Source organism: Pedobacter sp. (assembly GCF_031119335.1).
Classification (GTDB): domain Bacteria; phylum Bacteroidota; class Bacteroidia; order Sphingobacteriales; family Sphingobacteriaceae; genus Pedobacter.
On the sequence record NZ_JAVHXT010000015.1, the window covers coordinates 1 to 25,143 of the forward strand.

Consider the following 25,143-nt stretch of genomic DNA (forward strand, 5'->3'; position numbering starts at 1 on the left):
AATTTTATTAATTTATGAAAAAACTTCTACAAAGTTTGTTCATTTTGCTATTCGTAGCCACAGCAGCTATAGCGCAAAATAGGACAATCACGGGGACAGTTACTTCAAAAGAAGATGGTTTGCCTTTGCCGGGCGTAAGTGTTAAGGTAAAAGGAACTAATATTGGAGTGTCTACCGGTTCGACAGGTAGATTCTCTTTGTCTGTTCCAGCGTCAGCGAAAGTACTAGAATTCAGTTCTATCGGCTTTGCTACTTCGGATGCCGCAATTGGAGCTAGTAATGTGGTGAATGCTTCACTTACTACTGATGCAAAAAGTTTATCAGAAGTGGTTGTTGTTGCGTACGGAACGCAAAAGAAAGAAGCTATTACTGGTTCCGTTTCATCTATTAGTGCAGCTGATCTAGAAAATAGACCTATTACTAACGTAACCGCAGCTTTACAAGGTGCTGCGCCAGGTATCACTGTGTTATCATCTAATGGTCAGCCAGGAGCATCTGCGGGTGTAAGAATTAGAGGCTTCGGATCTTTCTCTGCATCTAGCAGTCCTTTATACGTATTAGATGGATCCGTTTACGATGGTAGTATTGGTGATATTAACTCAAACGATATCGAAAGCGTGTCTGTGTTAAAAGATGCTTCTTCTTCAGCTTTATATGGTTCTAGGGGAGCAAATGGTGTGGTAATCATTACTACTAAGAAAGGTAAGTCTGCTCAACCTCAATTGTCGGCGAACATTGTGCAAGGTTATTCGGAAAGGGGTATTCCTGAATACGATAGGGTAAACGCTTATGAGTATTATCCATTGGTATGGCAGGGTATTAAAAATAACTTAATGTATACTGCGTCTCCAGCTCTTTCAGAAGCAGCAGCTGCTACTAAGGCTTCTGCAGATGTTTACACTAACTTGGTTTATAATCCATTCAATGTGCCTGGTGCTCAATTAGTGGGTACAGATGGTAAGTTAAACCCTGCTGCAACATTATTGTATAATGATTTCGATTGGTATGAGCCAATGACTAGAGCTGGTAAGCGTACAGATGCTAACGTGAGTTTATCTGGTCGTAATGACAAATCAGATTATTATGTGTCTTTAGGTTATTTAAATGATCAGGGCTTCATTATTGGATCTGATTTTAAAAGATTTAATGCGAGAATGAACGTAAATGCTCAGATTAAGCCTTGGTTAAGATCTGGCTTAAACTTATCGGGTGTATTTTCTAATGTAAACAACGCTAGTGATGCTGCTACTGGTAACGGAGCGAGTTTCGTAAACGTTTTTAGTTTTGCAAGAGGTATGGGACCAATCTATCCAGTACGAGCTTTCGATGCCGCGGGTCAACCAATCTTCAATAATTTGACTAATGCACAATGGTATGATTATGGATTGCACCCAGGTGCACTTACTCGTCCTCAAGGTGCTTCACCAGGTAGACATGTATTGTATGAAACCCTTTTGAACCAAAATATTTCTAGAAGAAATCAATTAGGTGCTAGATCTTTCGTAGAAGTGAAATTTTTGAAAGATTTTAAATTCACACCTTCAATTAGTATTGATATTAGGAATAACAATAACAATGTTTATTGGAATCCTACAGTGGGTGATGGACAAACGCAAAAAGGTTACAAGTCGCAAAATAACTCAACAATTACCAGTTATACTTTTAACCAAATCTTAACTTACGACAAGCAGATTCAAGACCACACGTTTTCTGCTTTAGTAGGTCACGAGAATTATGACTATGGTTATAGGATTTTTAGTGCTAGCAGGACGCAATTGAATTTAGAGGGGAATACTGAGTTTGCAAACTTTGTAAATAACAATTCTTCTAGCGGTCAAGCGGACAATGATAGAATTGAGTCTTATTTCTCAAAATTTGCTTACAACTTTAAAGGTAAGTATTTCTTTGATGCTTCACTAAGAACTGATGGCTCTTCTAGGTTTGCAAAAGATGCAAGATGGGGAACTTTCTATTCGTTAGGCGCTAGTTGGGCTGTTAACAAAGATTTCTTCCAAGGTGTTAAATGGTTAGATGATTTAAGACTAAAAGCTTCTTATGGTGAAGTAGGTAATAACTTGTTAGATGGTTATTACTTAGATAGAGCATTCTATGAGTTGGGCTGGAATAGTGGTGTAGAGCCTGGTGCCTTATTAGCTAGTGCTGCCAACCCAGAACTTAAATGGGAGTCTCAAAATACACTGAACGTTGGTTTGAATTACTCATTATTTAAAAATAGGTTATTTGGTGAGGTCGAGTTCTTCAGAAAGAATGTAAATGACCTATTGTTTAGTGTTCCACAACCAATTTCAGATCCTGTAACATCAATTAGACAGAACGTTGGTTCAATGTATAACCAAGGTTTTGAGGTTATGTTGGGAGGTGATATCGTAAGAACAGCTGATTTTAAATGGACAGCGGTAACCAATGCTACGTTCCTTAAAAATAGAGTAACAAAATTGCCAGCTGAAACACCTCAAATCATTAGTGGTAACAAGAGACGAGAAGCGGGTTACGATTATTATCAGTTTTGGTTAAGACAATATGCAGGAGTTGATCCTTCAGATGGTTCAGCACTTTATGTGCCTGATTATACTACTACTATTGCTGCATCTGCGAAAAGAACAATTAATGGTGTAGAGTACGTAACTGTACAGTCGAACGCTTTATTTGCTAGATCTGGTAGTGCAATTCCAGATATGATTGGTTCGTTAAACAACACTTTTAGCTATAAAGATTTCTCATTATCTGTTTTATTGAACTATCAAATAGGTGGTAAATTTTATGATGGAAATTATGCAGGCTTAATGGGCGGTGCATCTTATGGCGGAGCATTACATAAAGATTTACAGAGCGCTTGGACACAGACAAATACTGGAAGCAGCATTCCTAGATATGATATTGGTAACACTAATAACATCAATGCCGCTTCTACACGTTGGTTAATAGATGGTTCTTATTTAGCTATACGTAACATCAATTTAGCGTATAACTTACCTAAGGCATGGTTGGGTAAAGTAGATGTAAAGAGCGCTAGATTGTTTGTAACTGGTGAAAATTTACATTTGTTCTCTAAGAGAAAAGGTTTGAACCCAACAGAGTCATTTGATGGAAATAACTCTACGGTTTTCCCTCAAGCGAGAATTTTAAGTGTAGGTCTTAACGCATCATTTTAATTTTTATATTTAAATATCAAGAGATATGAAAAAAATATTATACAGTGCTATGTTAGCTAGTTCTTTACTTGCAATGTCTGGTTGCAAGAAAGATTATCTACAAACAGCACCAACAGATCAGGTAGATAACACCGCAATTTTTACTTCTACTGCGAATGCAAGTGTGGCATTAAATGGTATCTATAGATATATGTTTGAAAGAACAACTGCTACCAGCAGTAATGTGCAGGGTAAACCTGGGGTGGGCGGTATCTTACTGGGAATTGACCACATGGGCGAAGACTTGCATCAAGCTAATGCCACTTGGTTTACTTCAACGGGAGAAGGTAACTACTTAGCTCCCAGAACAGACAATGCCGGAAGTAACCAATATTACTACCGTACGTTTTTCCGTATGATAGGTAATGCAAACTATATCATTGCAAACATTGATGCTGCTGAAGGTACTCAAGCGGAAAGAAACCGAATTAAAGCCGAAGCGTTAACGCTTAGAGCATATTCTTATTCTTACTTAGTACAGTTTTATGGGACACGTTATGACGCTGCTGCAAAGCCAAACAATCAATTGGCTGTGCCATTGCCTTTATTGCCAACAGATTCTAGAATGCCTAGGGTAAGTGTAGAGACGGTGTACACGCAAATTGTGAAAGATTTAGATGAAGCTATTGCATTAAATGTAACTGCAGTTCCTAATAAAACCCACATTAATGTATGGGTATCAAAAGGCTTAAGAGCTAGAGTTGCTTTAACAATGCAAGATTATCCTAACGCAATCAAATATGCAAAAGAAGTGGTAGATGGTAATGCTTATCCTCTAATGAGTCAAGCAGATTATCAAACAGGTTTCAACAATATTGCACTTTCTGAATATATGTGGGGTGCTAATCCTACAACTGAACAAGGTGATACTTTTGGATCATTTTATGCTCAAATTGCTTACAATGCAAATACTACCTATCAGCGTGGTACTCCAAAAAGGATCAACTCTGCACTATATAATTTGATTGGAGCTAATGATGTAAGAAAGAAAATGTGGGAACCTGCGCCAACTGCAGCTAATTTTCCGCTTCCAACTACAGCATTTGTTAGAACCCCTTACATGAGTAGAAAATTCTCTGTTAAAGCTGTTGGAGATCCATCTTTAGGCGATGTGCCTTGGATGAGAAGTGCAGAAATGCACCTAATTTTAGCTGAGGCGTATGCAAGAACAGGTGGTCAAGATGCTGCTGCTAGAACTGCATTATTCGCTTTAGTTAGTAAAAGAGATCTTACCGCGGTATTGTCTACTAATTCTGGACAAGCTTTGATTGATGAAATTATGGTTAATCGTAGGGTAGAGCTTTGGGGCGAAGGATTTAGGTATTTGGATTTGAAGAGATTGCATTTGCCTTTAGATCGTAATGCAGTGCCTAACTATGTAGCAACGTCTGTTAATAACGTGATGTTTATACCGGCTGGCGATAATAGATTTTTATTCTTGATCCCTAGGTCTGAAATAGATAATAATCCTAATATTGGACCACAAAACCCTTAGTATACTCGTATACTTCATAATTAAGAAAAATCCCAATTGCTTTTTGCAATTGGGTTTTTTCTTGACTAATTATTTAGTCTACACAGTCTTTATATAAACAAATAAAAAACGGTTTTTAGCCTAATGAAGTTTATAAGTCTATTTTTATTACTATTCTTAAAAGCCGGATCGACAATGGCTCAGAATGTAATCGATACCGCTGAAGCAAAATTGATTACAGAGTTTAACAACCGTATGTCTCCGCAAATCAGACTTTACAATGGACCATCTTATATTGGATTTGGAGGAAAATTGATAGGTAACCCCTACCTAGGTGATAAGATAGAGTTCGTAAAGGGAGAAGTTGATTATGATGGCTTTCATTTTTCTGATGTGCCTTTGATGTACGATATGGCACAGGAAATACTAGTGAGCATTCTGCCAAAAGGTTATGCAGAATTTAGTCTAATTACAAGCAGAGTGGCATCATTTAAGCTTCAGAATAAGAAGTTTGTAAACCTTAAACTAAGAAATGATAGTGGAGAGCCAGTAAATTTAGGTTTTTACGAGCAAACTTATAGTGGCACCATTCAAGTCTTGGTAAAACAAAAAAAGCAAGTAAAAGAGATAATAGATACATATGGCGCTAGAAAAGAATTTCCTTTGAAAACAGAATACTTTGTTTTAACTAAGGAAGGTCAACTTCATAAAATTAGCCGCGAAAGCTCATTCACTAAATTGTTCCCATCTAATAAATCTGAATTGAGAAAATATGCTAAACAAAATAATCTTAATTTCAAAAAAGACCCAGTTTCAACGCTCAATAATTTAAGCAAATTTTATGATAGTTTGTCTAATTAACTTAAGGTTAAAGTATTGCGTTACAACATTGTTGGTTGCGCTTCCAATACTTCTATTCGCTCAAGATTTGACAAAGAAACTTAGCGTTAGTTTTAACGATACCCCAATAACTGTAGTTCTTAAAGAGTTAGAGAGTAAATCTGGCGTTAGAATTTTTTATAGATCGGAAGATTTAAATGGTATAACTGTAACAAAAACTTTTCAAGACAACTCCATTTCACAAATTCTTGCAGCTGTATTGAACCAGTCTGAAATTTACTATACGGAGTATGGTGGAGAGATATTTGTAACCAAAGATGTTAAAATTGAACCATACGCAGCTAATGTATTAGATTATACAAAAAATGATAACGACGTTAGGTCTACTACAGAATCAACTGATGGCGCCAAGGTTTTTAATAAATTATATGAAGTGGGCTTACGCAACAGTTATGTTAAGAACGGTACTGCTACAATTTTTGGTTATTTGATAGATGAAATTACTAAGGCTGTAGTTCCCAATGCAAGGATTTCCTCTGCGAACGGAAAAGTAGTTGTAAGTTCAAATAATGAAGGACTCTATTCGATAACTTTGCCACTTGGTTTGAATTATATTGATATCTCTGCGCATGAATATAAGACAGCAAGAAGACAGGTGATGCTTTACGCAGATGGACGGTTGAATATTGAAATTAGGCAAAATGTTGAGCTTCTGCGAGAAGTTAGAATTTTATCTCAAAGGGGATCTACGCTGAAGAATCTGGAGATGGGAGTAAATAAGCTTAGCATAGCAAATATTAAGCAGGTACCAGCGGTGTTTGGTGAACCAGATGTGTTAAGGGTAGTACTAACATTACCTGGGGTACAATCTGTTGGCGAGGCAAGTACTGGCTTTAATGTAAGGGGAGGATCAGCAGATCAAAATTTAGTTCTTTTAGATAATTCAACAATATATAATCCCTCACATTTTTTTGGCTTTTTCTCAGCTTTTAATCCAGATATAGTAAAAGAAGTGCAATTATACAAAAGCACTATCCCAGAGAAGTTTGGTGGACGTTTATCGTCGGTACTGGAAGTGCAAAACCGACAGGGAGATAAATCTAAATTGAAAGGTTCTGCCGGTATAGGGATGATCACAAGCCGCTTCAACATAGAAGCGCCGATAGATAGCGGCAATACATCGTTTATATTTGGAGGCAGGGCAACTTATTCTAACTGGCTTTTAGATTTGCTTCCAGATGAATATAAAAACAGTAAAGCGTCATTTTATGATTTCAATTTAGGCGTTAGCCATACTGTTAACAAGAACAATGAAATAAACTTAACCGCCTATCACAGTAAAGATAACTTTAAATTAAGTTCTGACACTAGTTATAACTATAGCAATAGAAATGCTTCTTTGGAGTGGAAGAAGATATTTAGTGCTAAGCTAAATGGTGTTTTTAAAACAGCTGTTGATAATTATGAATACGATATAAAAAGTGACCAAAACCCGGTGAATGCCTATTCGTTGGATTTTAGTATTAATCAAGTAAATGTAAGGGGCGATTTTAAGTATGTTTTTAACGACTCACATATATTTAATTTTGGTCTTTCGTCTACACACTATAGTTTAGCACCTGGCACATTCCTGCCTTTAGGGGCCCAGTCTTTAGTGGCAACAGATATAGTGCAAAAGGAAAAGGCATTAGAAACAGCGATATTTTTTGGAGACGAATTTAAAGTTTCAGAAAAATTATCTTTAAACCTTGGTTTAAGGTATTCCGTTTTTAATGCTCTTGGCCCTAGAAGAATGGCGTATTATGCCGATAATGTACCTAAAGCAGATGTTAATATAACGGATATTATAGATCATAAAAGTAATGAAATTATAAAAACTTATCACGCTCCGGAAATAAGGATATCAAGTAGATACATTATAACAAACGATTTGTCAGTTAAGGCTTCCTATAATACTTTAAGACAGTACATTCACTTACTATCTAATACTACTGCAATATCTCCAACTGACGTTTGGAAATTAAGCGATCCGAACATTCGTCCACAAAAAGGATCACAAGTTTCTTTAGGGCTTTATAAAAACTTTGCGGCACAAACAATTGAAACGTCTGTAGAAGGCTATTATAAACGATTAGAAGATTTTCTTGACTATAAAAGTGGTGCCAATTTGGTGCTGAATCACAATATAGAACAGGATGTTATTAATACTAGGGGTAAAGCGTATGGAATAGAGTTTTTTGTTAAGAAGAACACTGGTAAACTAAATGGTTGGTTGAGCTACGCTTACTCACGTATTTTACTAAAAATGGATGATGTAAACGTAGGTCCATTAGTGAATAATGGAGAATATTATCCTGCAAATTATGATAAACCTCATTCATTTAATTTTACAGGAAATTATAAAATAAAGCAGCGTTATCATTTTTCTCTTAATTTTACTTATAGCACAGGAAGGCCAATTACATTGCCAGTGGCTAAGTATCAATATGGCGGAAGTGACAGGGTTTATTATTCAGACAGGAATGCTTATCGTATACCTGATTATTTAAGACTGGATGCATCATTTAATATTGAAGGTAACCATAAACTTAAACAATTGACACATAATTCGTGGACCTTTGGGGTGTATAATTTAACAGGAAGAAGAAATGTTTTTTCTACTTATTTTACACAAGAGGCCGGAGCAATTAATGGTTACAATCTATCAATATTTGCAACAGCAATTCCATTTGTTAATTATAATATCAGATTTTAATATGAAAATCTTTGTAAGATACTTTTTCGTAATAATTCTACTATCAACTTTTGGGTGCAAAGAAAGATTTACGCCCGAGATTAAGGATACTAACAGTAAACTGTTAGTAGTGGAAGGAATGATTAGCCTAGGAGCTGTGCGTACGCAAATTAAATTGAGTAGGACAGTACCAGTTGCTGAGAAAGGTAGCCTGGCTCCCGAAAATGGAGCCAAAATAACTATTGAGAGTAACACAAATCAAGTATATCCCTTAGTTGAAAAAGGCATGGGCGACTACGAATCTGCTGTACTCAATTTAGATCCATCTAGAAAATATCGATTAAGAATAATTTCTAAAGGTTCTGAATATTTGACAGACTTTTTGGAGGCTAGAGTTACACCGGAAATAGATGATGTTAGTTGGGAGGCTAAACCAGATGGAATTCAAGTGTATCTTAATACTAGAGATAACACTAACAATTCACGCTACTATAGATGGAATTTTGAAGAAACCTGGATTTTTTATGCAACATACAATTCAACAATTGTTTGGGAATCTGGTCGCATAAGATTGCGTGACAGAAGTACAGAAGATATTTACAAATGTTGGGCTACTGCTAACTCTACTAATATTGTCCTTGGCTCGTCTATTAAGCTCTCTAATGATGTTATAAATAAACAACCCATAACATTTATTCCACACAATTCGGAAAAGTTATCTGATAAATATAGTATTCTTATCAAGCAATCTGTTCTAACTAGAGATGCATTCGACTTTTGGGAAAATTTGAGAAGAAATACCGAAAGTTTGGGAACTATATTCGATGCTTTACCATCGCAGTTGACAGGAAACCTAATAAATATTAAAAATCCTTCCGAACCAGTGTTAGGATTTATAAGTGTAGGTGAAGTTAAGAGCAAGAGAATTTTTATTTCAAAAGCTGAAATACCAGTTTGGAGAGTCGATTCTAAAGTAGAGTGCGCCCCCCCAGATACTATTCCATCAAATCAGGCTAGCATATTTTCTAATCCAAACTATGTGCCATTGGAAGAGATTTTTAGTCCGTTCGGAACTGTAATTGGTTATTCAAGTACAGCAAGAAAATGCGGTGATTGTACTACTAGAGGAACAAATAGAAGACCAGCTTTTTGGCAATAAATTTTCAAAAATAATGACGCGTAATATTATAAAAATAGTAGTGTTTCTTTTGCTTTCTGTCCAGTTGGCCTGGTCACAGTACCTACCTAAGCTTAAGCAACAATTTGTTAAAGGACAAGGTGCATATAACGATAAAGTATACGTCCATCTAAATAAACCTAACTATCTAACTAGCGAAACAATTTGGTTCAAAATTTACAATTTTAACACATCAAATGGTTTACTTAGTAATATAAGTAAGATTGCCTATGTAGAGTTGTTGACCGAAAAACTGGAACCAAAATTACAAGTAATGGTTTCTTTAGAAAATGGCATGGGTGACGGATATTTAGGATTGCCAAGCTCTTTAGGTACTGGGCAGTACTTTTTTAGGGTATATACAAATCTTATGAAAAATGGAGGCGCTGATATTTTCTACGAGCAGAAATTAAATATATTTAATATAAATAATCTCACAACTCATAAAAATAAAAGTAAAGAGCAATATAAGGTAAGTTTTTTCCCCGAAGGAGGAGCTTTGCTTGATAATACGTCAGCTAACGTCGCTTTTAAAATAACAAACAGTGGAGGTAAAGGTGTAGCAGTAACGGGAGCAATAATCGATAATAAGAACGACACTGTGTCATTAGTAAAAACTACTACTTCTGGCATCGGTAAATTTGTATTGAATCCCAAATCTTCTGAAAAGTATAAATTAATTTGTACTTCAAAGGAAAAGGAAATTATTATTAAGGAACTTCCTTCAACTGAAAAAAATGGTTACTCGATAATGCTAAAAGATAATCTTACCCAGTGGGATTTTACTATATCTACAAACACAAACATTAATACTGTTTATTCAATAGTTCATGATGGGAGAAAGGTGGTGTTTGCTTCAGAAAATAATTTGACCCAAGGTAAAACGAGGTTAATATTAGATAAGGAAAAGTTAAATGAGGGACTACATATACTTACAATTTTCGATAGTAAAGGAAGTCCAGTGGCTGAGCGAATCTTTTATAAACCTATCACGAAACGATTAAACCTTAATCTTTTTGCCAATAACCTGTATGCTCCTAGAAAAAAGGTTGAAATTGCTATAACTCCTGAGCAAATTGGATTGAAAAGCGAATCGCTGAAAAGTTATGCTTCTATGTCAGTTTATAGGTTAAATGCCTTGCCTGAAACTGAAGAAATAGACATAGTTACTTACATGTATCTTACTTCGGAGTTAAAAGAAACGATTGAAAATCCCTCAGTGTATTTGTCTGAATCAAAAATTGGAGATTTGGATGACCTTCTTTTAACGCAAGGCTGGCGTAGATTTAACTGGAAAACGAGCAAAGAGGGAATCTTAAAATTCTTACCTGAATATAACGGTAATCTAATATCTGGAAATTTAACTTCTTCTAAAGGAAGTTCAGAAAAGGGCTTGCCGGTCTATTTGACATCTACACGTAAGCCTGACATTTTTTATCATACGGCTACAGATTCTTCTGGAAATTTTCTGTTTAATCCTGGGAAATTAACTGGATCTCATGAGATAATAATTCAGTCGGATTTTACTAAGGATAGTACGTCTAAGATTTCACTTTATAGTTCTTTTTATCAGAATATGAATAAAGAACAAATGGTATCTAATTTACCCCTCCTCGAGTTTAATTCATCTGAGCTATTTAAGGATCCATATTTTGCGCAACAAGTGGAGACGTTTTATAATCTGAAGTCTTTTAAAGAAACACCATATACTGCTGATACAGCTATGTTTTACAATAAGGCTGACAAATCATACATACTCGCAGAGTATACAAAATTTAATACATTAGAAGACGTATTAAGAGAGTATGTTAGTGAAGTTACTGTTCTTAAAAGACAACAGGAGTTTAATCTTAAAATTATTGGAGGTAAAGAGTTCCTAAGTGAAAATCCATTGGTATTATATGACGGTGTTCCATATTTTGATCTTAAAAAAATCATGTCTAAATCTACAGACGATATCTATAAACTTGAGTTAATCACAGAAAAGTACTATTACAATGGTCAAACCTATCACGGAATAATTCATTTTTTAAGTAAAAAAGCTAACGTTTCAAATTTCGAACTTAATCCTAATGCAATAATAATTGATTTTGAAGGGTTACAGCTTCAGAGGAACTTTGTAGAAACCCGCTATGATTCTGACTCTGAATTAAACAGTTCGTTGCCAAATTTCAAAAGTGCAGTCTATTGGAATCCTTCAATTATGCTTGAAGGCGGTAAAACTAAAAGCTTGAGTTTTTACACTCCAGATTTAGAGGGAACCTACATTGGCGTTATCCAAGGCGTTTCAGCAGATGGTACGCCGGGCTTTAACACATTTAAAATAGAAGTTAAGAAGTAGGTTTGTCCTACTTCTTATCCACGCTATACTTCCCCGGACCAATAAAAATCAAGCTAAAAAATACAATGCCAACTTCAATGGCATGAGAAGCACCCATAATACCTTCGCCTTTGCCAAAGTGTACAAGTGCTGCTATCAACATTGTAAATGCCAATAGCATATTTACCGGACGGAAGAACAGCCCCAGCAACAAGAGAAAACCACCCATGCCTTCCGTAAGGGCAGCCATTAAGCCCCAAAAAGTAGGCAAAAAGTTAATGCCAATTACCTTCATACTGCCACCTAATGCAGCCCATTTATCTGGGCCACCCATAATTTTTGGTAAGCCGTGAACCATCATCATAGCGCCTAAGCCAATTCTTAAAATTAATAAGCCTGTATTGCGGTATTTGCCTAACGTGTCGAAGATTGCCATGTGTTAAATGTATTTGAATGTTACGTTGTTGTTTGTGATGGATAAAGATACGTCTTTACCCAAAACCATTGCCCTATTATCGGCAATGTGGCCAGAAGGAAATAGGAAAGCTACTGGATAATTGTACTCTTTTACTAAGTCCCAAATTACCTCTTCTGGAGTTTGCCCAAAGTAAATGCTTTCTTCGCCAATTTCGTTAAACGCACCGACCACCAATCCTTTAAGTTTAGCTAATTTGCCCTTACGCTTGAGCACTCGCATCATCCTGTCAATCGAATATTCGTGTTCACCAACATCCTCAATAAACAAAATTTTATCATCGAAATTCATTTCAGATACTGAACCTTCTACAGCAAGTAACAAAGTTAAATTTCCACCCACCAAAATTCCTTCTGTGTTTCCTTCTCTACAAGCGAAATCACTTTGGTAAGCATAAGTGTCATTCTCGCCAAACAAAGCTTTTCTGAGGCTTTCTAGAGCTTCGGGAGTACTGTCTTCAAAGGTATAAGGCATTTGCCCGTGAATGCTTTGAGTTTCAAACTGAGCAAATACATGAGAAAGTAGAATGGTAATGTCGCTAAAGCCAATTAGCCATTTTGGGTGTTGGTTAAAGGCAGTGAAATCTAACTCATCGATAATGCGGATAGTACCATAACCACCACGACCCGCAATGATGGCTTTAATCGAAGAGTCATCCAAAAAAGTCTGGATATCTTTTGCTCGCAGTTCATCTGTTCCAGAAAATTGGTGGTGCGCTGCCGTAACAGTTTCGCCCAGCACAACTTCTAGTCCCCAGCTTTGTAAAATCTCAATTCCTTTATCAATAGGTTTAGGAAGTTTCTTTGCCGGACAAACAATCGCAATTTTATCTCCCTTTTTTAAATATGGTGGCTGTTTAATCATCTTAAAAACGCTTATCTTTGCCAAAATAAATAAATTGTTTTGGATAATAATAAATTTAAAAGATATACCGTAACGGCAGCTTTGCCTTACACCAATGGTCCGGTGCATATTGGTCACTTAGCGGGGGTTTATTTGCCTGCAGATACCTATGTGCGTTATCTCCGCTCAAATAAAAGAGACGTAAAATTCATTTGCGGTTCTGATGAAAACGGGGTGCCTATTACTTTAAAAGCGAAGAGAGAAGGCATCACGCCACAAGAAGTAGTAGATAAATACCATAAAATCATTGGCGATTCTTTTAAGGAGTTCGGGATTTCCTTCGATATCTACCACCGTACTTCGTCCTTAACACACCACCAAACTGCTGAAGATTTCTTTGAGAAATTGTACAACGATGGCGTGTTCACCGAAGAAGTTACCGAGCAATACTATGACGAGAAAGCACAATCTTTCTTGGCAGATAGATACATCACAGGTACTTGCCCTAAATGCGGCAACGAAAATGCTTATGGCGATCAATGTGAAAGCTGTGGAAGTACCTTGAACGCAACCGATTTAATCAATCCAAAATCGACTTTGTCTGGAGAACCTCCAGTAATGAGACAAACCAAGAACTGGTTTTTGCCATTAGATAAATACGAAGAAAGATTAAGAACATATATTGAAAGCCACAAAGAATGGCGACCAAATGTATATGGGCAGTGCCAAAGTTGGTTAAATGCAGGTTTGCAGCCAAGGGCGATGACCAGAGATTTGGACTGGGGTGTAAAAGTGCCTGTGAAAGGTGCAGATGGGAAAGTTTTGTATGTTTGGTTCGATGCGCCGATTGGTTACATTTCTGCCACGAAGGAACTTGCCAACTACGCCAAATTGGATGTTTGGAACCCGAAGGCGGAGGAATACTACATCGACCAAAATAGTGTAGACAAATTTGATTACGCGGAGTATTGGAAAAGTGAGGATGCGAAATTGGTGCACTTTATCGGAAAGGATAACATCGTTTTCCACTGTATCATTTTCCCGGCCATGTTAATGGCGCATGGCGAATTTACACTGGCGGATAATGTGCCTGCAAACGAGTTCTTGAACTTGGAAGGTCAAAAAATATCGACCTCTAAAAACTGGGCAGTTTGGTTAAACGAGTACTTGGTGGAGTTTCCAGAGAAGCAAGATATTTTACGTTATGTATTAACGGCTACAGCTCCAGAAACCAAAGACAACGATTTTACTTGGAAAGATTTTCAGGCAAGGAATAACAATGAGCTGGTAGCGATTTTCGGGAATTTTGTGAACCGTGTAACCGTACTTACGCACAAATATTTCGATGGTAAAGTGCCAACTTGCATGGAGTTGACCGACATCGACAATGCTGTAATTGAAGAACTGAAAGCTTATCCTGCTAAGATTAGCGCTTCGATTGAGAATTATCGTTTTAGAGAGGCTTTAACCGAGGTAATGAACGTTGCAAGGCTAGGTAATAAATATTTGGCAGATACCGAGCCTTGGAAATTGATTAAAACTGATGAAGATAGGGTAAGAACGATCCTAAACATCGCTTTGCAAATTGCTGCGAACTTAGAAATTCTGATTGAGCCGTTCTTGCCGTTCACCGCAGATAAATTGCAGAAAATGTTGAACTACGGCGGTCATATTTGGGAAGATGCAGGTTCTGTGAGTTTATTAAAACGCGGTCACCAAATTAACGAGCCTATTTTGTTGTTCAGCAAAATTGAGGATGGAGAAGTACAAGCGCAAATTGATAAGCTAAACAATAGCAAAGCACAAAACGAAGCGGCAAATGCCACCGTTGCTCCGGCGAAGGAAAATATTACTTTCGAAGATTTCGGTGCAATGGATATCCGTGTAGCTACCATTGTTGCTGCCGAAAAAGTAGAGAAAACCAAAAAGCTGCTAAAGCTAACTTTAGATACTGGTTTAGACCAGCGTACCGTAGTTTCGGGCATTGCAGAACATTACAAGCCAGAAGATATTATTGGTCAGCAGGTGAGTTTGTTAGCCAACTTGGCACCAAGGGAAATCAAAGGAATTGTTTCGCAGGGAATGATTTTAATGGCAGAAGATGCGCAAGGAAAATTGAGTTTTGTTGGCCCAACTGCTCAGAGTACAAATGGTGGTGTAGTGAGGTAACTTGGTGAGATATGATATAGAAACGGCCCGTTGTTAAATACAATGGGCTGTTTTGTTTGGCAGCCAATTCCCCTCTTGTAGAGGGGTGCCCGAAGGGCGGGGTGTTTTATGCAACTAGGATTATGTAAATGCAAAATCTATCACCCATAGGGTAAACATTTACCTATAGTGCTCAACAATGTAATTTTCCAGTCCAGTCAATACAAAAACCATCCGCTTCAAGATATCTTTAACAGTAATGCGGTAAACCTTCAGTCCTAAGGCAATAAGATACCTCTCTCGCTGTTCATCATAGTCACCACTAAAATCATGACTTTTTCCATCTATTTCGATTACTAAGCCTAACTGTCTGATATAGAAATCAACGATATAATTTCCTATTACACGTTGTCTATCAAAATCTAAACCGTGAAACCGCTTCCTGTTAACCTGCATCCAAAATAACACTTCGGGAAGGTTTCCTGTATAACGTAGCTCTTTAGCCCTCGCTTTTAATTGGGGATTATAGGGAAGGTTTTGTTTGGGCGATGATTTAATGGGTTCATCATTGATACTGATATTCATAATGTAGATTTGCTTAAAGTTAATGATTTGTGTACAAAAACACCCCGCCCGTTGGGCACCCCTCTACAAGAGGGGAATTGCGAGTAACTTCTAAAGACAACGGGTCGAGAAAGGATCTACTTTAAGCTTTTATAATTCCCCTCTTTTAGAGGGGTGGTCGTAGACCGGGGTGTTTAAACTTATAAGCCGAGCTCTGCCAACTGCAATGGCTGTTTAAATTACGAGGTTCTTGGAGGGCATTTATTAACAAGAGTATTACGCCCACCCTTCGTTACTTCCCATCAAAACCCTTATATTGCGACGATATGGAATTAAACAATTACTTGCGAGATTTCAGTCGTGCTAGTTTAAGCTTCTTTAAAAGCCTAGGATTATCGGCCAATGCCGCTGCAGTTGTCAATGCGCTTACCCTGCTGGCACTCGCCCTCGTTATTACCTACATCATTTATTACATTGTAAGGCGCTTGTTGCGCTTAATCGTTATTCAAACTATTCGCAAAGCGGATATTCCTTTCTTCAAATTTTTGCTAGAAAACAAAGCACCACACTATCTTTCTTTGATTGCGCCGCTCATGGTGCTGTATTTAACCATCCCTATCGTATTTCACGATTACCAGCAAATTAACAAACTGCTTTTAGGTCTGTGCGATATCTATTTGGTACTCGTAGTAGTTTGGGTAATGATGGCGGTGATTAAAGCTGGTGCCGATTTGCTCAAAGAGAAGCCAGGTTTTAAGGGTAAACCGATGGACAGTTACCTGCAAGTCATCCGGATTTTATTGTACTTGTTTGGTACGGTAGTGCTGTTTTCTAACCTCACGGGAAAATCGCCAGTGGCATTTTTTACCGCCATGGGGGCGATATCAGCTGTGCTCTTATTGATGTTCAAGGATACCATTATGGGTTTTGTAGCCAGCATACAAGTAACTACCAACGATATTGTGCGCATTGGCGATTGGATTACCATGCCCAAATACGGTGCCGATGGCGATATTCTAGAAATCAACCTTACTACGGTAAAAGTGCAGAACTTCGATAAAACCATCACTACAATCCCTACGTACTCGCTCATTTCCGACTCGTTTCAAAATTGGCGTGGAATGCGACAATCTGGTGGACGGAGGATTAAAAGAGCACTCAACATTAAGCAGTCGAGCATTCGTTTCTTAAAAGAAGAGGAATTGACCAAATTTGAGCAAATCCAATTGGTGAGTTCTTATATCCAACATCGCCAAAGGGATATCGAAAGACATAACACCCGCACCAATGCCGATAAAAGCTTGTTGATTAATGGCAGAAACCTGACCAATGCAGGCTTGTTTCGTAAATATATTGATAACTACATTTCTAGCCACTCGGGCACCAACAAAAAGATGAACATTATGGTAAGGCAATTGGCCCCTACGCCACATGGTTTGCCAATAGAGGTTTATGTGTTTGCCAATACCATTATTTGGGCAGAGTACGAGCATATCATGGCCGATATTTTTGACCATATTATTGCTGCTGCGCCATACTTTGGTTTACAGATTTACGAAGCGGAAGGCTCGGGTGATGTGAAACAATTGGAAATGTTAAATCAGATAGATAGAGCTTAGATAATTTTATATATTTGCGCCTACAGTTGGCCCTGTAGTTCAACGGATAGAATAGAAGTTTCCTAAACTTTAGATAGCAGTTCGATTCTGCTCGGGGCTACTTTTAAAAGCATCAATCAGAAAACAGTTGGTGCTTTTTTTTACTTCATTACTTCGATGTTAAAATCCACAAACAACCTAAACAGATTTTCGTAAGCGGTTAATGGTAAAGTCTTGGCAATATCATCCACATCGTGATAGGCACTTACGCCTCCCTGCGTGTAAAGAAAAAATGCTGGCACTCCTTTTTCTGTAAAGAAATGATGATCGCTGTTAGCCGCTTTTCCCCTTGGGTTAATTTTGATCAAATATTTGTGCTTATCGTTAATTCTATTCAGTAAAGCAAATTCTTTTGGATAAATAGTGGCATTCACCACGGTAGCGCCGGCATCGCCGTTACCTAGCAAATCTAAATTCCAAAGAAATCGGATGTTCTTAAGTGGAAACAGTGGGTTTTCTGTGAAGTATTTAGAGCCAAGCAGCCCAATTTCTTCTGCAGCAAAAGCAATAAAAATTACACTGTACTTTGGTGGATTAGCGGCATAGTACTTTGCCAAATCTAAAAGCATAGCCACACCACTAGCATTATCGTTTGCCCCAGGGAAATAAGTTCTGTCGCCCATTCCACCCAAATGATCGTAATGTGCGGTAAAAACAATTACTGAGTCTTGATTTGCTGTTCCTTTCACCATAGCAGCAACGTTTGCGGCAGTAAAAGAAGGTATAAATTCGTTCTTAATATTTACTTCAATCACTTTTGGAGCAGCGGTAATCACGTTTTTGTCTACCTCAATGACGGTGTATGCTGCATCTTGCTGCGAAACCGACCAAGTTAATTTAGGTTGTATGGTTAAAACGATGGTTCCACTTTTACCCAAATAAGTCAAGCTATCTTTTTTCAGCAGGCTATCAGTTAACATTGCGCCTTTGCTAGCTTGGTGAACAATGAAATCTCTTCCTGTCCACAGTTTCTTTCCGTCTAATTTTACCTCCATTTTCGATGGAAAAGTATTTACTGAAAAGCTGAAGTTTTGTTTAAAATCGGAACCGTTAATTGGAGAAAGGCCAGATTTTCGGAACTCTTTTTCAATAAAATCAGCGGCTTTTGCCATGCCATTTTTCGTGTAGCCACGTCCCCAATATTTTTTAGAGGTTAAGGTATTGATGGTCTTTTTAGCATAGTTCAAATCTTGTGCTAAACCATTTAAACCAAAAAGAAGAAAGACAGTGCTGATTACGAAACGATACATACGAAAAATGCTTTGTGCCTACAATATATAAAATTGTCGACACAAAGCATTTGTAGTGCTTTTAAAAAGCTAGCCTTTAATTAAATAGGCATTGATGATTTTTGTGATTTCTTCTTTGTTTTTGGCCGAAGTCCATTTTTCTTTAACCGACTGCGCATTAGCTGCGAAGAATTTCTCATAAAGTAATTTGTTATCTACTTTAGGCGCTAGTTTAATTACAGCATTAGCGGCAAAAACATTGTCCCAAATATCACGGGCATCTTTCCAGAAACCTTCGTTCTTTTTCCACCATTCTTGTGCATAGGCAAAAGAAGCAGGGTCAGTTTTTACAAATTCTTCCAAACCTTTTTCTTGTGCTATCAGCTCATCTGGCTGTCCTGGTTTGCGCAACATTTTTTTATTGTCTTGTTCAAACATCCAGCCCGTTGGCGTTAAATACACAAAGTTGCGGCGGTTTAAAACATTATAGTCGTTACGTTCGGTGTGCTCACGACGAGGAAGCGGCGAATCTGCGTAGCTCAACCATTGTGATCTGCCATCAACGTGCACCCAAGTGCCAATTGCTTGGTACCTCGGACTATCATCTACCTGAAATACTTTTTGTGTCCACTTGCCCTTAGTTTCAGCAGGTTTTAGCGTTATAGCTTTCCAAGTATCTTCCTTATCAAAAGCTAATATTTTCGGGTCTTCATATGTCCAGTCTTCACGCCAGTGTTTAATAATCATGCTGTCGCCTCTCATTACCAACAAATGCTGAATTACAATTTTCTTCGGTGAATCTTCAACAATAATGGCAATTTCCTTTGCAGAAGAACGATGTCTGCCATGATATTCATATTCCCTAACCGGCGAAAATGTCTCCGCGTAGTTAAAACTCACTTTATAAAAGCCTGCTAAAGCTTTAATTGCGTTACGATCTTGCTCCAGCTTGTTTTGTGCATTGGCAAATACTCCAGATAATAGTAGGATTGCCAAAAGTTGTAATTTCTTCATTGTCTTATAATTGTGTATGCTATTTAGAATTGTTCCAAACAGATGCAAATTAACAAGCAATATTTCTGATAAACAAATTATTTTTAATTATTCTAAATAAAGAAAGAGAAGAGGCTACTTCTGCTTATACTGCCGAATTTAAATATTAGAAGAAGATCAGTCCCTAAACGCAAAAATCCCAAACAGTTTCCTGCTTGGGATTTAAATCAATTTTTTATTATTCGGCCGTTATCTATGCTGAATAATCTGTCCGTTAAAAAGTCTTTCATTCGTACCCGCAGTCACTTTGCCGCCGGCAATAATGGTGTAAAAATTAGCTTTTACAAACGTTGTAGGTTCTAAAGTAGTTTTTACAGTTCCAGAAGCATTTTCCTTAATTTCGAAAGTTACCGAACCCGCATCTATTGCAGTAAAACCGCTGTATTCTTTGTACTTTTTGTTTGATATTAAATTACTTGTAGCATCTTTAATATGTAAATCTAACGCTGCAGCATCGGGCGATAAATTAATGAAACGAACATAGGCCTTTTCTACCGAAGTGTTAGCAAAATCATCTGTTAACAACAAACCGTCAAAATTGCCTGCTGTGCCAGTTAAGTATAGCGTAGAGAAGTTATTGTTGGCAACGCTAATACCTGTTTTGGTATAAACTGCTGCCGTTTCTCCAGCGACATTAAATTTAGCTTCGTAAGTACCCTGAGATAATTGGGTATATTTTACGCCACCACCATAAGGCAAATTTGCCGTATTTAATTTCGATCCATTAATGTAAACATCGTAAGTAGAAAGCGACGGTGATGCGTTGTAAACACTTAAAGAGCCAAAATTAGGTACTTCATTGTCACCTTTTCCGCATGCGGCTAATAGGGTTACTGTTACAATTGCAAAAAGAGCGTATAAGGTTTTTAGGGAAAATTTATTCATGTTCAGGAATTGATAATCGATTTAGTTTCAAATATACAAATATTGGTTTTATCGGCTTTAGTATGATGTTAAACTTTGTTAAATGACCAATTACCTAGCATTGGTATTTATCAATACGTTTGGTTTGCATGTTTTGCTACAACGTTTTGAAAAATAATATTGTAAGCTAACATTTGAAAATGATTGCAAATTCCTCTTGGATTAGCTAGCCCCGCTTTCCGCTCCTGCCGATAAATCGGCATCCGCTTCAATCGGGTTTAACTAACTTAAACCTGTGCATAACAATAACAAAATGACGCTTCCACGTAGTTTGTTCTTAGCGTCACTTTGCGTCAGCTTTGAAAAACCTTTGCGGTAAAATAAAACGCGAAGAACAGAAGAGTTACGCAAAGGGCGCAAAGCCGTGAGCAGACTTTTGCCTTCTAAACCCGATACTGGCGGATACCGGCCTTGTGGCTAAGGCCCCCGCGATGGGTATCGGGGCAGGCAGCGCAGTATGAGCCAAGTAGCGGGACTGAACCTAAATAGTATTACTTACCTTGCTTTTCAAATTAAATTATGAAACTCAAGTCTTTACTCCTTTATCCTTACTCATTAATCACGTTAAAAAATCATAAACAAAATGTAAAAAAATGCGAATTGTATTGCACAACTCATTTTTTATTTAAACCTTTGCGCCACAATCAATTCAATACAATTGATTCGATTAAAAAATGAGTAAACAAATTGTACATAAATTATCTGTTTTAGATGCCAAAAACATGGCAACTAACGGTTATTTTATTGAACGTTTACACCCCATATTTCATATCACTACTAGTCGGCAACTCTTTACGCCGCGGATTTAAGTCTTACCCTAGGGAACTTAAAACCCATGAGGAATTGATCCTCACTAAAAACCCAATTAACAAGAATACCATATTTTTTCGTTAAAGAATTAATGAATAATAACGATTTTATAGTGCAAGTCGCACTTCATGAACATCGTGTTTTTGCAGAAGAAATAGTTGAAGAGATGGCTGAGTCTGCGAAAGCTAGAGGCACGGGTATCGCTAAGCGTTCGCCAGAATATGTTGCAGGCAAAATGCAGGAGGGAAAGTCTGTCATTGCTTTCCACAAGGATGGCACCTGGGCTGGCTTTTGCTACATCGAAACTTGGAGCCATGGTCAGTTTGTGGCTAACTCTGGACTAATTGTAAGTCCAAAATACCGTAAAGAAGGCTTAGCCAAAGCCATTAAGGAAGAAATTTTCGCCCTATCGAGAAAATTGTATCCTAAAGCTAAAATCTTTGGTTTAACTACTGGTTTGGCGGTAATGAAAATCAACTCAGATTTAGGTTACGAGCCTGTAACTTATTCGGAATTAACCCAAGATGAAGAATTTTGGAAAGGTTGCCAAAGCTGCGTAAACTTCGATATTTTGAAGATGAAGGAACGCAAGAATTGTATGTGCACCGCCATGTTGTACGATCCGAAGGAGAAAAAACACGAAGCGGCCAAAGAGTTTGCGGAAGAGCTACAGAAAAAACCGAAGCTTTACGAACGTTTTATGCGCATTAAGCAGCGTTTAATTGAGAAAAAGGGCGGCAGCGATTTAAAATCACTATTGTTGTTTTTGGCCGTTATAAATAAATAGAATTGAAAATAAAAACCACATAGAAACATAGGACTTAATTAAATCTATGTGCCTATGTGGTAAATAATAAAATAAATACAAGATGAAGAAAAAAGTTGTTTTAGCATTTAGCGGAGGTTTAGATACCTCATTCTGTTGCATTCATTTAACTAAAGACAGAGATTTAGAAGTTCACTCGGTAGTGGTAAACACTGGTGGTTTTTCTGAAGAAGAGCTAAAGGAAATTGAAGCTCGGGCTTATGCTTTGGGCGTAACCTCGCACGCTGCGGTTGATGAAACCGAAAACTATTACAACGATAGCATCAAGTATTTGATTTTTGGTAACGTATTAAAAAATGCAACTTATCCATTGTCGGTAAGTGCAGAGCGTGTTTGCCAAGCTACAGCCATTGCCAATTATGTAAAGAAAATTGGTGCCGATTATGTGGCTCATGGTAGCACTGGCGCAGGTAACGACCAAGTGCGTTTCGATATGATTTTCAATATCTTAATTCCTGGTGTGGAGATTATCACGCCAATTAGAGATTTGAAATTATCACGCGAAGCGGAGATAGAATATTTAGCGAAACATGGCGTAGTTTACACCGCGGAGAAAGCAAAATACTCAATTAACAAAGGTTTGTGGGGTACTTCGGTAGGTGGTGCAGAGACTTTAACTAGCAATAAAACTTTACCAGAAAGTGCTTGGCCAACTCAAGTAACCGAAACCGAAGCTAAACAAGTAGAATTAACTTTCGAAAAAGGTGAATTGGTTGCAGTTGATGGCGAGAGATTAGAACCTGTTAGAGCTATCCAAAAGTTACAAGCAATTGCTGCCCCTTTTGGTGTAGGTCGTGATATCCACGTTGGTGATACCATTATCGGGATTAAAGGTCGTGTAGGTTTTGAGGCGGCAGGACCAATGGTGATTATCAAAGCGCACCATGCTTTAGAGAAACATACCTTAACTAAGTGGCAGTTAAGCTGGAAAGAAAACTTATCATCATTTTATGGTAACTGGTTGCACGAAGGTCAATTTCACGACCCAATTATGAGAGACATGGAAGCTTTCTTAAGCTCTACACAAAGCACCGTTAACGGTAAAGTATTTGTAGAGTTGTTGCCTTATCGTTTCCATATCATCGGTATCGAAAGTGCTAACGATTTAATGAGCAATAAATTTGGTAGCTACGGCGAAATGAACAACGCTTGGAGCGGCGAAGATGTAAAAGGTTTCTCTAAAATCTTCGGTAACCAAGTAATGATTTGGCATAAAGTGAACTCGGGGGAATAACCTCCAACCCCCTAAAGGGGGCTTAACCCAACGTTTAGTTATGGAGCAAGATATTAACGATAGAAATTCAAAGTCCCCTTTAGGAGATTTAGGGATGATAAAAGCAGGAATTATTGGAGGAGCAGGCTATACAGGTGGCGAGATGCTACGTATCTTGGTAAACCATCCAGAAGTAGAAATTGCTTTTGTAAATAGCAGCAGTAATGCAGGTAATCTAATTTCGGACGTACACACTGATTTATTTGGTGATACTGATTTGAAATTTACCGACCAGATTTCGCAAGACATCGACGTATTGTTTTTATGCGTTGGTCATGGCGATGCGAATAAGTTTTTAGAAGCAAACCCTATTGATGAGAAAGTGAAAATCATTGATTTGTCGCAAGACTTTAGGTTGGCTAATAACTCGCAACTTGCAACTCGTAACTTCATTTATGGATTGCCAGAATTGAATAAAGAGAAAATCAAATCGGCACAAAATATTGCTAACCCAGGTTGTTTTGCAACTTGTATTCAATTAGGTTTGCTGCCATTGGCGTCAAAAGGATTGTTGCAAAACGAAGTACACATCAATGCAACTACAGGTTCTACAGGAGCTGGACAAAGCTTAAGCAAAACTTCGCACTTTAGCTGGAGAAACAATAACCTGTCGATATACAAAGCGTTCGAACACCAACATCTAAATGAAATCGGCGAGAGCCTTTTGCAATTGGTAAAAAAGTCCCCTTTAGGGGATTTAGGGGTTGCACCTTTAAACTTCATTCCACAACGTGGAGATTTTACCAGAGGAATTTTGGCTGCCATGTACGTTGAAAGTGATTTAACAGAAGATGAAGCTTACGAATTGTACGAGAGCTATTATGCCAACCACGCTTTTACTCACGTAAGCCGGAAAAACATCGATTTAAAGCAAGTGGTAAATACCAATAAATGTCTTGTTCATTTAGAAAAACACGGCAATAAATTATTTATCATCAGCATTATAGATAACCTTTTAAAAGGCGCCAGCGGACAAGCGGTTCAGAATATGAATTTAATGTTTGGACTGGAAGAAACAGCAGGGCTGAAGTTGAAGGCAGCGAATTTTTAAATAAGACTAAAGCCGAAAGACCAAAGACTAAAGCGAAGATAGCAGGGAGCTGAAAAGACTAAAAGAAAATAGCACGGTGTCGAAAAGTAAAATAATTGAATAGAAGGATGAAAGTTGCAAGAAGTTTTAGTCTTTTAGCTTTTACCTTTAGGCTCACAAAATGAGAGATTATCAAAAGTTAGATGTTTGGAAGAAGGCGCACTTAATGGTGCTTCATGTTTATAAGGTTATTTTACCTTGTTTTCCACCAGCTCACGAGAAGTTTGATTTGCATAGTCAAGTGAAAAGGGCAGCATATTCAGTTCCTCTTAATATTGTAGAAGGAGCTGGGCGGCGTACTGAAAAAGATTTTGCTCATTTTCTTGATAATGCTTTAGGCTCAGTGCAAGAAATGGAATATGCTTGTTTTCTGGCCAAAGATTTAGAATATCTTGACGAGAGCAAGTATTTAGAAATATATAAAATATCGGGCGAAGTTAAAGCCATGTTAATAGGCTTAATTAAACACTTACGACCTTAATGAAAATTGGAT

The 25,143-nt window shown here is 37.6% G+C and carries 18 protein-coding genes and 1 tRNA gene; 13 read left to right on the top strand and 6 right to left on the bottom strand.

What is annotated here, in order from left to right:
* The first annotated feature begins 14 nt into the window (after positions 1–14).
* From REI64_RS14810 to REI64_RS14835, 6 genes are all read left to right on the top strand, one after another.
* A complete protein-coding gene (locus tag REI64_RS14810; protein ID WP_308850916.1) occupies positions 15–3,173 on the top strand; it encodes a SusC/RagA family TonB-linked outer membrane protein in 3,159 nt (1,052 codons plus the stop codon).
* A 25-nt stretch (positions 3,174–3,198) separates the two neighbouring features.
* Positions 3,199–4,707 (top strand): RagB/SusD family nutrient uptake outer membrane protein, encoded by a 1,509-nt coding sequence (locus REI64_RS14815; RefSeq protein ID WP_308850917.1) that lies wholly within the window; start codon positions 3,199–3,201, stop codon positions 4,705–4,707.
* Between the two features lie 174 nt (positions 4,708–4,881).
* Positions 4,882–5,547 carry a hypothetical protein gene (locus REI64_RS14820; protein ID WP_308850918.1) on the top strand — a complete coding sequence of 222 codons (666 nt, stop codon included), beginning with the start codon at positions 4,882–4,884 and terminating at the stop codon, positions 5,545–5,547.
* Positions 5,548–5,614: 67 nt separating this feature from the next.
* The gene (locus tag REI64_RS14825) at positions 5,615–8,281 is read left to right on the top strand and encodes a TonB-dependent receptor plug domain-containing protein (RefSeq protein ID WP_308850919.1); all 2,667 of its coding nucleotides are present in this window, start codon (positions 5,615–5,617) and stop codon (positions 8,279–8,281) included.
* A 1-nt stretch (position 8,282) separates the two neighbouring features.
* Entirely contained in the window at positions 8,283–9,419 is a 1,137-nt protein-coding gene (locus REI64_RS14830; protein ID WP_308850920.1) for a DUF4249 domain-containing protein, read from the top strand.
* Positions 9,340–11,778 (top strand): hypothetical protein, encoded by a 2,439-nt coding sequence (locus REI64_RS14835; RefSeq protein WP_308850921.1) that lies wholly within the window; start codon positions 9,340–9,342, stop codon positions 11,776–11,778. Before REI64_RS14830 ends, REI64_RS14835 begins: the two co-directional genes overlap by 80 nt.
* 7 nt (positions 11,779–11,785) lie before the next feature.
* Here the strand turns inward: REI64_RS14835 and REI64_RS14840 are convergent, their stop codons facing one another.
* Together REI64_RS14840 and REI64_RS14845 are read right to left on the bottom strand one after the other, a co-directional pair.
* Positions 11,786–12,193, bottom strand: a complete 408-nt coding sequence (locus REI64_RS14840) for a DoxX family protein (RefSeq protein WP_308850922.1) — start codon at positions 12,191–12,193, stop codon at positions 11,786–11,788.
* Between the two features lie 3 nt (positions 12,194–12,196).
* Positions 12,197–13,096, bottom strand: coding sequence for an LD-carboxypeptidase (locus REI64_RS14845; RefSeq protein ID WP_308850993.1), 900 nt, complete (start codon positions 13,094–13,096; stop codon positions 12,197–12,199).
* A gap of 39 nt (positions 13,097–13,135) precedes the next feature.
* Here REI64_RS14845 and metG point away from each other — a divergent pair, with 39 nt between their 5' ends.
* Positions 13,136–15,244 (top strand): methionine--tRNA ligase, encoded by a 2,109-nt coding sequence (gene metG, locus REI64_RS14850; protein WP_308850923.1) that lies wholly within the window; start codon positions 13,136–13,138, stop codon positions 15,242–15,244.
* A 159-nt stretch (positions 15,245–15,403) separates the two neighbouring features.
* Here metG and REI64_RS14855 read toward each other — a convergent pair whose 3' ends face one another.
* Entirely contained in the window at positions 15,404–15,808 is a 405-nt protein-coding gene (locus tag REI64_RS14855; RefSeq protein ID WP_308850924.1) for a DUF559 domain-containing protein, read from the bottom strand.
* Positions 15,809–16,113: 305 nt separating this feature from the next.
* Here REI64_RS14855 and REI64_RS14860 point away from each other — a divergent pair, with 305 nt between their 5' ends.
* Positions 16,114–17,406, top strand: a complete 1,293-nt coding sequence (locus REI64_RS14860) for a mechanosensitive ion channel domain-containing protein (RefSeq protein WP_308850925.1) — start codon at positions 16,114–16,116, stop codon at positions 17,404–17,406.
* A gap of 28 nt (positions 17,407–17,434) precedes the next feature.
* A tRNA-Arg gene (locus tag REI64_RS14865) sits at positions 17,435–17,506 on the top strand.
* A 40-nt stretch (positions 17,507–17,546) separates the two neighbouring features.
* On the opposite strand, the gene REI64_RS14870 is transcribed toward REI64_RS14865, so the two are convergent.
* The 3 genes from REI64_RS14870 to REI64_RS14880 form a co-directional block, all read right to left on the bottom strand.
* A complete protein-coding gene (locus REI64_RS14870; protein WP_308850926.1) occupies positions 17,547–18,695 on the bottom strand; it encodes a M20/M25/M40 family metallo-hydrolase in 1,149 nt (382 codons plus the stop codon).
* A gap of 69 nt (positions 18,696–18,764) precedes the next feature.
* The gene (locus tag REI64_RS14875; protein ID WP_308850927.1) at positions 18,765–19,688 is read right to left on the bottom strand and encodes a DUF6607 family protein; all 924 of its coding nucleotides are present in this window, start codon (positions 19,686–19,688) and stop codon (positions 18,765–18,767) included.
* A 228-nt stretch (positions 19,689–19,916) separates the two neighbouring features.
* Positions 19,917–20,612 carry a DUF4397 domain-containing protein gene (locus REI64_RS14880; protein WP_308850928.1) on the bottom strand — a complete coding sequence of 232 codons (696 nt, stop codon included), beginning with the start codon at positions 20,610–20,612 and terminating at the stop codon, positions 19,917–19,919.
* A gap of 940 nt (positions 20,613–21,552) precedes the next feature.
* Between REI64_RS14880 and REI64_RS14885 the strand changes: the two genes are divergently transcribed.
* The 4 genes from REI64_RS14885 to REI64_RS14900 all read left to right on the top strand — a co-directional run bounded on the left by REI64_RS14885 (position 21,553) and on the right by REI64_RS14900 (position 25,131).
* Complete coding sequence (locus REI64_RS14885; protein ID WP_308850929.1) at positions 21,553–22,248, top strand: GNAT family N-acetyltransferase; 696 nt, start codon at positions 21,553–21,555, stop codon at positions 22,246–22,248.
* 82 nt (positions 22,249–22,330) lie between these two features.
* A complete protein-coding gene (gene argG / locus REI64_RS14890) occupies positions 22,331–23,521 on the top strand; it encodes an argininosuccinate synthase (protein WP_308850930.1) in 1,191 nt (396 codons plus the stop codon).
* Positions 23,522–23,561: 40 nt separating this feature from the next.
* Complete coding sequence (gene argC, locus REI64_RS14895) at positions 23,562–24,611, top strand: N-acetyl-gamma-glutamyl-phosphate reductase (RefSeq protein ID WP_308850931.1); 1,050 nt, start codon at positions 23,562–23,564, stop codon at positions 24,609–24,611.
* Between the two features lie 160 nt (positions 24,612–24,771).
* Positions 24,772–25,131 (top strand): four helix bundle protein, encoded by a 360-nt coding sequence (locus REI64_RS14900; protein ID WP_308850932.1) that lies wholly within the window; start codon positions 24,772–24,774, stop codon positions 25,129–25,131.
* Positions 25,132–25,143 lie beyond the last annotated feature (12 nt).

Excerpts from the sequence above, each read along its gene's own strand:
- REI64_RS14870 (WP_308850926.1), bottom strand. The coding sequence starts at position 18,695 with ATGTATCGTTTCGTAATCAGCACTGTCTTTCTTCTTTTTGGTTTAAAT.
- REI64_RS14840 (WP_308850922.1), bottom strand. The coding sequence starts at position 12,193 with ATGGCAATCTTCGACACGTTAGGCAAATACCGCAATACAGGCTTATTA.
- REI64_RS14875 (WP_308850927.1), bottom strand. The coding sequence starts at position 19,688 with ATGAAGAAATTACAACTTTTGGCAATCCTACTATTATCTGGAGTATTT.
- REI64_RS14845 (WP_308850993.1), bottom strand. The coding sequence starts at position 13,096 with ATGATTAAACAGCCACCATATTTAAAAAAGGGAGATAAAATTGCGATT.
- REI64_RS14900 (WP_308850932.1), top strand. The coding sequence starts at position 24,772 with ATGAGAGATTATCAAAAGTTAGATGTTTGGAAGAAGGCGCACTTAATG.
- REI64_RS14885 (WP_308850929.1), top strand. The coding sequence starts at position 21,553 with ATGAATAATAACGATTTTATAGTGCAAGTCGCACTTCATGAACATCGT.
- REI64_RS14880 (WP_308850928.1), bottom strand. The coding sequence starts at position 20,612 with ATGAATAAATTTTCCCTAAAAACCTTATACGCTCTTTTTGCAATTGTA.
- REI64_RS14820 (WP_308850918.1), top strand. The coding sequence starts at position 4,882 with ATGGCTCAGAATGTAATCGATACCGCTGAAGCAAAATTGATTACAGAG.
- REI64_RS14830 (WP_308850920.1), top strand. The coding sequence starts at position 8,283 with ATGAAAATCTTTGTAAGATACTTTTTCGTAATAATTCTACTATCAACT.
- REI64_RS14855 (WP_308850924.1), bottom strand. The coding sequence starts at position 15,808 with ATGAATATCAGTATCAATGATGAACCCATTAAATCATCGCCCAAACAA.
- REI64_RS14860 (WP_308850925.1), top strand. The coding sequence starts at position 16,114 with ATGGAATTAAACAATTACTTGCGAGATTTCAGTCGTGCTAGTTTAAGC.
- argG (WP_308850930.1), top strand. The coding sequence starts at position 22,331 with ATGAAGAAAAAAGTTGTTTTAGCATTTAGCGGAGGTTTAGATACCTCA.
- argC (WP_308850931.1), top strand. The coding sequence starts at position 23,562 with ATGGAGCAAGATATTAACGATAGAAATTCAAAGTCCCCTTTAGGAGAT.
- REI64_RS14810 (WP_308850916.1), top strand. The coding sequence starts at position 15 with ATGAAAAAACTTCTACAAAGTTTGTTCATTTTGCTATTCGTAGCCACA.
- REI64_RS14815 (WP_308850917.1), top strand. The coding sequence starts at position 3,199 with ATGAAAAAAATATTATACAGTGCTATGTTAGCTAGTTCTTTACTTGCA.